3 protein-coding genes are annotated in these 3,750 nt (G+C 62.8%); 1 reads left to right on the top strand and 2 read right to left on the bottom strand.

Annotated features, from left to right (window positions below):
• The coding region (locus tag BG842_RS09860) for a luciferase (protein ID WP_069450617.1) at positions 1-593 on the bottom strand (593 nt) is incomplete at its 3' end.
• Between the two features lie 384 nt (positions 594-977).
• Positions 978-2,504: a flippase gene (locus tag BG842_RS09855; protein WP_069450616.1), complete on the bottom strand. Its 1,527-nt coding sequence runs from the start codon at positions 2,502-2,504 to the stop codon at positions 978-980.
• A 338-nt stretch (positions 2,505-2,842) separates the two neighbouring features.
• Between BG842_RS09855 and BG842_RS09850 the strand changes: the two genes are divergently transcribed.
• On the top strand, positions 2,843-3,750 hold a 908-nt coding region (locus BG842_RS09850; protein ID WP_254663026.1), incomplete at its 3' end, for a hypothetical protein.

Genomic DNA, 3,750 nt, shown 5'->3' with positions numbered 1-3,750 from the left:
AGCGCCCGCGCCACGGGTTTGCGCCGGGCGACGTACGCGCCCACCGCGTCGAGTATCGCGTCCTCGTCGTCGGTGAGGACGGTCGGCGCGTACACCGCGACCGTCCCGTCGAACCCGGCGGCGCGAAGCGCGCGCACGTCGCGGGTCGTCGAGCGGGACAGCAGTTCGAACTGCGTCGCCCCTGTCGCCGTGGCGACGCGTTCGATACCCTCCGTGCCGACCCACCCGTCGGGGGACCGCTCCAGCGCGGCCCCGAGTCGAGGCGCTATCGCCCGACTCCGTTCGTCCTCGGTGAGATAGGCCGAGTGTCCGGCGACGAACACTGTTCCGACGCCGTCCGGCAGTCGGCCGAACAGCGAGTCGTCACCGAGCGGGTCGAACCCGTCCGCCCGGACGGGGACGGTCATTAGCACGTTTTTCTCCGCCGCCAGTTCGCGGAGCGTCTCCGTGTCGGGGAGGTGCTCGCGGCCCTCGTAATCTATCGTCACCGTCTCGAACGGCATCGAATGCGCCTGACGCACGTCACACTCTGCGGGTTTGAGCGCGGCGGCGTCGAGGCCCGTTCGAGCGAGGGCGTGACTACTGGCTAGCATGTACTATCACCTCTCGCAGTCAGAAGTAGTCGATTACTGTTCTCGCGGAACGCGATCCATCGTCTGTGCGACCATAATCTCCGTAACGCCACCGAGGTCAAAAGGCTGTCGGCAGTGGCAACGATTCGAGGGACACCGGAGCGTGGTGGCATCGCACCGTTCTCTATTGGAGTCGATAGTCCGATTCGGTGCCATCCCGTGTGGTTTGGTGTCTATCTGTTCGATTTAGTGGATATCTCACCTAGTCAGTAGAGTTTGATGGGTTTCAGTAGAATCCAGTATTAAATAGTATTGTAAGGTACAGATTGGTGAAATACAGTAAAATTCAGTATCCCGCTTCGGGTCGGGTGTTCGTTTGACGGTCCGGCGCTCGTCCGAGTCCCGTCACTCGCCCTGCATCGGGACGTAGCGTTGAATCGCGGGGACTTCGACGCCGAGCGCCCCCTCGATGAACTCGATGAACGCGCCGTCTTCCGGTTGGAGACCACCGGCGACGGTGACGGCGGCGAGACCGACGAGTCCGGTGCAGACCAGGAAGACGGGGAGCGTCAGCAGGGAGAGCGTCAGCCAGCGCCCCGCGAGGAGACCGACGGGGAACAGGACGAGCGGCAGGACGACGTACGTCCGGTTCGTGTACGCGGAGAACGGGGTAATTCCGCACTTGGTCAGGAGGACGACGTTGAGCGCGAGGTTGCGGACGACATAGGCCCCCGACGACGCGACCGCGGCACCGACCATCCCGTACGTCGGAATCAGGAGGAGGTTCACGGCGAAGTTGAGCGCGAGCGTGAGGATATCCACCCCGAGGATGGCCTTCGTGTGGCCGAGCGCGGCCAGCGTCGTTCGGTTTCTCCCCGCCGCCGCGCTCGTGAAGAAGCCGACCGAGAGGAGCGCGAGGACGATACCGCCGCCCGTGTATCCGGACCCGAAGAAGAGCGAGAGCACGTCGTCCGGGAAGACGGTGAATACGAGAAAGGCGGGGAAGGTGAGGACGTAAATCCACTTCGTCGTGATGCGATAGATGCTCGTCACCTCCTCGCGTTCTCCCTCCGCGTCGAGGCGGGACGTGAGCGGCAGGTAGAGGTAGCCGAACGAGGAGATGACCATGAGCAGGCTGTTCGCCAGCGGGTACGCCGCGTTGTACACGCCGACCTCGTTCGAGGTGCGAAACTGGGCGAGCATGAGGGTGTCCATCCGCGTCAACAGGATGGAGAGCACCATCGTCACGATGAGCGGTGCCGAATAGGTGAGCAGTTCGCGGGTGTGGGTCCGAACCGGTCCGACGAGACGGACGAGGCGGTTCGAGAGGAGGTAGACGACGAGGAGCGTTGCTAGCGTGGCCGCGAAGTAGGCGTACCCCACCGACACGAGGTCGAAACCGCCCGCGACCAGCGCGACGAGCAGGACGATTCGGAGGCAGGGATGGAGGAAATCCTTCGTGTACAGTTTGTAGCGCGTGTTCTCCATCCCGCGGAGCGCGCTCACGCCGACGGTCAGGCCGACGCTGACCGGAATCGTGAGGACGAACAGGCGGAGCAACTCGCGGGCGACGTCCGTCTCGAACAGCGCGATGGCGATGCGGTTCACGTTCAGGTACAGGACGAGGCTGACGGCGAGGCTGACCGCCAGCGCGAACCCCAGTCCGAACAGCCACACGCCGCGAACGTCCTGGTCGTCGTCGTATCGGGAGACGAACCGCGGAATGCCGTCGTTCAGCCCGACGAGCGAAATCGTCGTTCCGATGGTCATGATGGCGAGCGCGATGGTCACCTCGCCGTACAGTTGCGGCGAGAACCAGTGGGCGATGATGATGCGTTCTATCAATCGACCGACGGACGCGACGACGACGCCGACGACGATGAGCACCGAACTCGACAGCAGTTTCGAGAGGTGAGAGTCACTCGTCGCCATTCGAAACGGAAGAAACGGAGGGATACACGTTCGGCGAACGACCGGGGCGTTCGAATCGGGGCCGTCGGAGTCGTTCCATTCGCGGTCGGTCGAGTTCTCCTTGCATTCTCGGGGTCACGGTTGGACAACCAACGCGTCCGTGTGGCTTTGTTATAGGCACCGTACGCCGGAGTAATCGCCCTCAACCGTACGGTCCGGTCCGTCATCGACCACACCACGTGAAGGATAGTCATGATATTTTCACATAATCATGGAGTTCGTTGTGACCTTCATGTCGGTTGAGACGTACAGCGCGACACCGAAAGAATATTAATCGGCCTCTTTGCATTGAAGACCGCATGGCACGCGATTGCAGTACGACAGCAGACGATAGTCGTGCGGATAGCGATTCCGTCGACCGTCGTTCGTATCTGAAGTTGACCGGTGCGGCTGCGGTTGCCGCGGCTGGTACGGGTATGGCGACCGGCGTCACGACGGCAAAAGAGTACGAAACGATCACGATTCCCGCGAACACGGCGAAGCAGTTCACCGTCGGCAGCGGCGAGACGTTCGAGAACAAGCTCATCGACATCAGCGCGTCGGGCGCGGACGTTCGCATCGTCGCGAGCGGCTCCGACTGGACGATTCGCAACGTCGGGGTCACCGGCGAGGCCGACACGAGCGGCCCGCACCCGCCGGGAAAGAACCTCGGCGGCTATCCCAACCTCATCACGGCGTCGGGTACCGGGACCATCGAGCACGTCTACCTCGGTGACGGCGTTTCGGGCGACATGGTTCGCAAGGGCGCCATCGGGATTCCGAAGTCCTTCGCGGGACACATCGACATCACCGAAGTCACGATGAACGGCTGGACCGGCAACGCGATTTACGCGGGTGGCGCGGCGAAATCGAGCGGCGGCGGCGGAACGCTGGCGTTCGACCGCTGTCTCATGAAGAACAACAACATCAGCCACCTCCGCATCGCGACGGACGGCACGACGGTGAAAAACACCGTCATCTACAACACGAACGACGTCCCGCTCCACCCGATAAACGGCGGCGTCGTGAACTCCCGCGGCGTCTATGACGGCTACGGGACGGAAAGCGACGTGGTGACGTTCGAAAACTGCGACATCGACTGCACTGACTCGAACACGAACGGCGCGGCCTCGGCGCTCGTCGCGGCGCACACCACGTTCAAAGTGAAGAACTCGCAGGTCAAGGGCAGCCTCATCGGCAACGTCGAGTCGACGAACGTCGGCAGTAA

The sequence above is a fragment of the Haladaptatus sp. W1 genome (genome assembly GCF_001723155.1).
Lineage (GTDB): Archaea > Halobacteriota > Halobacteria > Halobacteriales > Haladaptataceae > Haladaptatus > Haladaptatus paucihalophilus.
Note: the sequence above shows the minus strand (reverse complement) of the source record. Positions and strands in the feature narration are given on the sequence as shown.

Bases quoted from the DNA above. Each gene is read 5' to 3' on its own strand.
- BG842_RS09855 (WP_069450616.1), bottom strand. From the start codon at position 2,504: ATGGCGACGAGTGACTCTCACCTCTCGAAACTGCTGTCGAGTTCGGTG.